Source organism: Flavobacterium sp. (assembly GCF_050696275.1).
In the GTDB taxonomy this organism is placed as follows: Bacteria; Bacteroidota; Bacteroidia; order Flavobacteriales; family Flavobacteriaceae; genus Flavobacterium.
The window spans coordinates 1-6662 of record NZ_JBOGUT010000056.1 but is presented as its reverse complement, the minus strand read 5'-3'; the positions used below and the strand labels follow the sequence as shown (position 1 = coordinate 6662).

At 35.2% G+C, this 6662-nt stretch carries 5 protein-coding genes; all 5 read left to right on the top strand.

The window, feature by feature from the left end; translation table 11 throughout:
• Nucleotides 1-207: 207 nt before the first annotated feature.
• The 5 genes from thrS (at nt 208) to ACRDEC_RS16755 (ending at nt 6547) form a co-directional block, all read left to right on the top strand.
• Nucleotides 208-2154: a threonine--tRNA ligase gene (gene thrS / locus ACRDEC_RS16775; RefSeq protein ID WP_431499521.1), complete on the top strand. Its 1947-nt coding sequence runs from the start codon at nt 208-210 to the stop codon at nt 2152-2154.
• Nucleotides 2155-2176: 22 nt separating this feature from the next.
• Nucleotides 2177-2731 carry a translation initiation factor IF-3 gene (gene infC / locus ACRDEC_RS16770; RefSeq protein WP_431499522.1) on the top strand — a complete coding sequence of 185 codons (555 nt, stop codon included), beginning with the start codon at nt 2177-2179 and terminating at the stop codon, nt 2729-2731.
• A gap of 39 nt (nt 2732-2770) precedes the next feature.
• The gene (gene rpmI, locus ACRDEC_RS16765) at nt 2771-2968 is read left to right on the top strand and encodes a 50S ribosomal protein L35 (protein WP_091398482.1); all 198 of its coding nucleotides are present in this window, start codon (nt 2771-2773) and stop codon (nt 2966-2968) included.
• Between the two features lie 129 nt (nt 2969-3097).
• Nucleotides 3098-3442 carry a 50S ribosomal protein L20 gene (gene rplT / locus ACRDEC_RS16760; RefSeq protein WP_431499520.1) on the top strand — a complete coding sequence of 115 codons (345 nt, stop codon included), beginning with the start codon at nt 3098-3100 and terminating at the stop codon, nt 3440-3442.
• A 186-nt stretch (nt 3443-3628) separates the two neighbouring features.
• Nucleotides 3629-6547, top strand: a complete 2919-nt coding sequence (locus ACRDEC_RS16755; protein WP_431499519.1) for a M16 family metallopeptidase — start codon at nt 3629-3631, stop codon at nt 6545-6547.
• Nucleotides 6548-6662: the final 115 nt, after the last annotated feature.

Below are 6662 nucleotides of genomic sequence, written 5' to 3'. Positions count from 1 at the left end.
ATCCTTTTATGAAGCACAGCGTAATAAAAGATTGAAACGAAGTGCCCGACCCGAACACAAAATAATCCCCTAACCAAACGAAGCGGCCGTGAGGGACACGCCAAAAACCTGTACAAGCTAAGAATACGATAAAAACAAAAAACATACTCTATATATATTGTATGTCTTTTGCGAATCGACTATATTTGCGGTCATAAATTTAAAATAATGATTAAGATTACATTACCTGACGGTTCGGTTAAGGAGTTTGCAAAAGGCATTTCTCCTATGGATGTTGCGAAAAGTATAAGCGAAGGATTAGCAAGAAACGTGATTTCTGCTTCTTTTAATGGTACGACGGTTGAAACCGCGACGGAATTGACCACCGATGGTTCTCTTATTTTATATACTTGGAATGACAAAGACGGTAAAAAAGCGTTTTGGCATTCTACTTCGCACGTGATGGCACAGGCGCTTGAGGAATTATTCCCAGGTATTAAGCTGACGCTGGGACCTGCTATTGACAATGGTTTCTATTACGATGTGGATTTTGGCGACAAGAAAATTACAGATGCGGAATTCAAATCGATTGAAGACCGCGTTCTGGAGATTGCCCGTGAGAAACATGAATTTAAAATGCGTCCGGTTACAAAAGCTGACGCTTTAGCAATGTATGCAGACAACGAATACAAAACCGAATTGATTTCGAACCTGGAAGACGGAACGATTACTTTTTGTGATCATTCGACTTTTACCGACTTATGCCGTGGTGGCCATATTCCGAATACGGGAATTATCAAAGCCATGAAAATCATGAGTGTTGCCGGAGCGTACTGGAGAGGTGATGAAAAGAACAAACAATTGACTCGCGTTTACGGAATTTCTTTCCCTAAACAAAAAGATCTGACTGATTATCTGGAGTTGCTGGAAGAAGCAAAACGCCGTGATCACAGAAAACTGGGCAAGGAATTGGATTTGTTTGCTTTCTCACAAAAAGTAGGTCAGGGATTGCCATTGTGGTTACCAAAAGGAGCTGCTTTACGCGATCGTTTGGAGCAATTCTTGAAAAAAGCCCAGAAAAAAGCAGGATACGAGCAAGTGGTTACTCCACATATTGGACAAAAAGAACTGTATGTTACTTCAGGCCATTATGCGAAATACGGTGCAGATAGTTTTCAGCCGATACACACACCGGCCGAAGGTGAAGAGTTTTTACTAAAACCTATGAACTGCCCGCACCACTGTGAAATATACAATACTAAACCTTGGTCATATAAAGACCTGCCGAAGCGTTATGCTGAATTCGGAACTGTTTACCGTTACGAACAAAGCGGCGAGCTACACGGTCTGACTCGTGTAAGAGGATTTACTCAGGATGATGCACACATATTTTGCACACCGGATCAGTTGGATTCTGAATTCAAAAAAGTAATCGATCTTGTATTGTACGTTTTTGGTTCTTTAGGATTTGAAAACTTTACCGCTCAGGTTTCCGTAAGAGACTTGAACAATCCGGACAAATATATAGGAAGCGTTGAAAACTGGGAAAAAGCAGAGAATGCAATTATCAGTGCAGCGAAAGACAAAGGGTTGAATTATGTGATAGAAAGCGGTGAGGCTGCTTTTTACGGACCAAAACTGGATTTCATGGTTAAGGATGCTTTAGGCAGAAGCTGGCAGCTTGGAACGATTCAGGTAGATTATAACTTACCGGAACGTTTTGACCTGACATACAAAGGTTCTGACAATGAGTTACACCGACCTGTAATGATTCACCGTGCTCCTTTTGGTTCGATGGAACGATTTATCGCTATTTTACTGGAACACACAGCAGGAAATTTCCCTCTTTGGCTGATGCCGGAACAGGCTATTATCCTATCTTTGAGTGAGAAATATGAAAATTATGCGAAAAAAGTTTTAGAATTGCTAGAAAATCACGAAATTCGCGCCCTAATTGACAACCGAAATGAAACAATCGGGAAGAAAATTAGAGAGGCTGAAGTTCAGAAAATGCCGTTTATGCTGATCGTAGGAGAGGAAGAAGAGAAAAACGGAACGATTTCCGTGAGACGACATGGTCAGGAAGGAAAAGGCAATATTACGGTAACAATTGACGAATTTGCTAAAATTGTTAACGAAGAAATCAGCAAAACATTAAAAACATTTGAAGTCTAACTAAAAAATAAGAGCCATAGCAATTAGAAACAACAGAGGTTACCAGCCTCGAGTAGAAAAAAAAGATGAGCATAGAATAAACAATTTTATTCGTGTTCCTGAAGTACGTCTAGTAGGAGACAATGTTGAACCTGGAGTTATTAAAACTTCGGAAGCATTGAAATTAGCTGACCAATTAGAATTGGATTTAGTTGAAATTTCTCCAAACGCTGAACCGCCGGTATGTAAAATCATGGACTATAAAAAGTTTGTTTACATGCAAAAGAAGCGTGAAAAGGAACTTAAAGCAAAGTCTACTCAAATTGTAGTAAAAGAGATTCGTTTTGGCCCTCAGACAGATGAGCACGATTACGATTTTAAAAGAAAGAATGCTGAGAAGTTCCTGAAAGAAGGATCTAAATTAAAAGCGTTTGTATTCTTTAAAGGACGATCTATCATCTATAAAGAACAAGGACAGATTTTATTATTGCGTTTAGCGCAAGATCTTGAAGAATACGGAAAAGTGGAAGCAATGCCTGTTCTTGAAGGAAAAAGAATGATTATGTTTATTTCTCCAAAAAAGAAAGCAAACAAATAAAAAGAATAAGTAAGTTAAATTAAATAAATTAGGGAAATTATGCCTAAAATGAAAACCAAATCTAGTGCTAAGAAACGCTTTAAAGTGACTGGCTCTGGAAAAATTAAAAGAAAGCACGCTTTTAAAAGTCATATTTTGACTAAAAAATCTAAGAAACGTAAATTAGCGTTGACACACTCAACTCTAGTTCACAAAACAGATGAGAAAAGCATCAAACAACAATTAAGAATTATCTAATCGACAATTTATTGTCAATTACCATAAAATAATTCTTTAGGTTTAAAACAATTTAATAACCTTGGAGTATGGCCATTAAGTGTCCTTGATTAAATTCGGAACGCCTGCTACAAAAAAAATGTAAAAATTATGCCAAGATCAGTAAATTCAGTTGCTAAAAGAGCAAGAAGAAAAAAGATAATGAAGCAAGCCAAAGGTTTCTTTGGTCGTCGTAAAAACGTTTGGACAGTTGCGAAAAATGCGGTTGAGAAAGCAATGTGCTACGCTTACCGTGACAGAAAAGTAAATAAGAGAAATTTCCGTGCTTTATGGATTCAACGTATCAACGCTGGAGCTAGATTGGAAGGAATGTCTTATTCTCAATTCATGGGTAAAATCAAAGCTAACAATATCGAATTGAACCGTAAAGTTCTTGCAGATTTAGCAATGAATCACCCAGAAGCTTTCAAGACAATACTTAAAAAAGTAAAATAACGTTTAACAAACAATTTTAACTTACTTACTATAGAAATCCCATCTGCTAACGCAAGGTGGGATTTTTTATTTTTAACCAAAATTGAGAAGCATTTCGACTCTTATCCTAACTGTTGACTCACTTTAACAAAATTTTAGAGGATAGTTTTTTTTGTTTCTTTATTTTTATTAAAAATTTCTTAATAAATGAAAAAAACAATTTTACCCCTTATTGCATTGCTGGGCTTCACGACAGTTAATGCACAAACAGCTATAACAGAAAAGATGAAAGACTCACAAGGGTACACTTACGAAACAGTCAAAAATGACAAAACCGGAGTTCGTGTTTATACACTGAAAAACGGTTTAAAAGTATATCTGGCACAAAATCGCGATGAACCAAGAATTCAGACCTATATACCGGTAAGAACCGGATCTAATAATGACCCTTCAGACAATACGGGATTAGCTCATTATTTAGAGCATATGGTTTTTAAAGGAACCAGCAAAATAGGAACGCAGGATTGGCCAACTGAAAAAAAACTGATTGCTCAAATTTCCGATCTATACGAACAACACAAAGCAGAAACAGATCCTGAAAAGAAAAAAGCAATTTATAAAAAAATAGACGAAGTCTCTCAGGAAGCTTCGAAATTCTCTGTGGCAAATGAATACGACAAACTGATTTCTTCATTAGGAGCCAAAGGAACAAATGCTCATACTTCTCTTAATGAAACAGTATACAAAAACAATATTCCTGCCAACGAATTGGAGAAATGGATGATTGTTGAGAAAGAACGTTTCTCAGAATTAGTCCTTCGTCTTTTCCATACAGAATTAGAAGCTGTATACGAAGAATTTAACCGTTCACAGGATAATGATGGCCGTTTGGTAAACTTTGAGTTAATGAACGCTTTGTTCCCGGTAACTCCATACGGTCAACAAACTACAATTGGAAAATCAGAGCATTTGAAAAATCCATCTATGGTAGCCATCCACAATTATTTTGACACCTATTATGTGCCAAATAACATGGCAGTAGTTTTAGTTGGAGACCTGGATTTTGATAAAACCATAAAAATGGTTGATCAGTATTTTGGTTCATTTCAATACAAAGAATTGCCAATGAAAAAGATGTTGTCTGAACAACCAATGACTTCTGTTGTAAGAAGAGAAGTAAAAAGCCCAACTGCCGAACGTCTAATGATGGCTTGGAGAACATCTGGTTCTGGAACAAAAGAAGCTATGTTAGCCGACATTACTTCTAATATATTGTCTAATTCAGGTGATGTTGGTTTAATCGATATTGATATTAACGAAAAACAATTAGCATTAAGCGCAGGATCTTTTTCTACGACTTTCAATGATTATGGATACCATGCAATGACCTTATCTACAAAAGAAGGACAAACGCTTGAAGAAGGAGAGAAATTACTTCTTGCTGAAATTGCTAAAATCAAACAAGGTAACTTTGATGAATGGATGATTCAGGCTATCATAAACAATATGAAACTGGACAGAATGAAAAACTTCGAATCTGGTGATAGATTGGCAACTGCTTTGTATAATTCATTCATTGAAAAAAGAAGCTGGGAACAGGTTTTATCCGAAATTAACGAATTATCAAAATTTACTAAAGCAGACATCGTGAAGTTTGCTAATGATTTTTACAAAGACAACTATGTAGTTATCTATAAAAGAAAAGGGGTTAACGACAAATTAGTACGTGTTTCAAATCCTGGCATTACTCCTATTCAATTAAACAGAGATGCGCAATCTGAATTTTACAAGACGTTTGCTAAATTAAGCACTACCGAACTTTCTCCTGTTTTTGTTGATTTCAAAAAAGAAATCCAAACTAAAAAACTAAAAAATACAAACATCAGTTTTGTTAAAAACAATACGAACGAAATAGCCAATCTGTATTATATTTTCAATATGGGATCTGACCATAACAAGAAATTATCATTGGCGATCGGAATGCTTGACTTTTTAGGTACTGATAAATTAAGTTCTGAAGATGTAAAAAAGGAATTTTATAAAATAGGTGTTACTTATTCTGTAAGTGCAGGAAATGATTTAAGTTACATTACACTTACCGGATTAGAAAGCAATCTGCCAAAAGGAATTGAATTGTTAGAAAACCTTCTGAAAAACATAAAACCAGATCAGAATGTATACAACACAACAGTTACAACAATTCTGAACAGCCGTGCAAATGCTAAAAAACGTAAAGAAAATATCGTTATTGCTTTATCAAATTATGCAAAATACGGTAAAGAATCCCGTTTCAGAGATATTCTTTCTGAAAAAGAATTGAAAGAAATGAATGCTTCTGAGTTAACAGCAATCCTAAAAGGCCTTAATGAGTACCAACATCAGATCTTCTTTTATGGTAATGATTTAAAACCAATTCAGGCAACATTAGAAAAATACCACAACCTGAATGCTGACAAAGCCATTCCAGCTCCAAAAAAATATACTGAACCGGTAACGGAAAACAAAGTTTATTTTGCTAACTACGATATGGTACAGGCTGAAATGAGCAGAATTGCAAAAGGTGAAAAATACAATTTCAACATTGCAGGAACAGTAAATGTATTCAACTCTTACTTCGGTTCCGGATTATCTTCTATTGTTTTCCAGGAAATAAGAGAATCAAAATCGCTGGCTTACTCTGCAAACGCAACTTACAGAACAGCTTCGGAGAAAGACTTAAGCGATTATATGCAAGTTTCTATTGGAACTCAAGCAAACAAATTACCACAAGCTGTTGATGCGCTTTCTGTATTATTGAATGAAATGCCTAAAATTGAAAAACAGTTTAATAATGCAAAAGATTCTTCTTTAAAGCAAATTGCTTCTTCGAGAATTATCAAAACAAACATTTTCTTTAATCAGTTAAATTTGAAAAAACTAGGTTTCGATTATGATATCCGTAAAGAAGTCTATAAAAATATTCAAGCACTGACACTAAATAATGTGAATGACTTTTTCAATAAAGAAGTAAAAACTAAAAAGTACAACACGGCTATTATTGGCAAGAAAGAAAATTTAGATTTTGAAGCATTGAAAAAATTAGGAGCTATTGAAGAAGTTTCTTTAGAAGAACTTTTCAACTACTAGTTTTATTTTTTTTGAGTCGTCCTAAAATAGGTTGACAAGTTTTACAATAAATTAATTAAAACCAGTGAAGTTAACTTCACTGGTTTTTTCATATACAAAGTTAGGTGTTTTCATA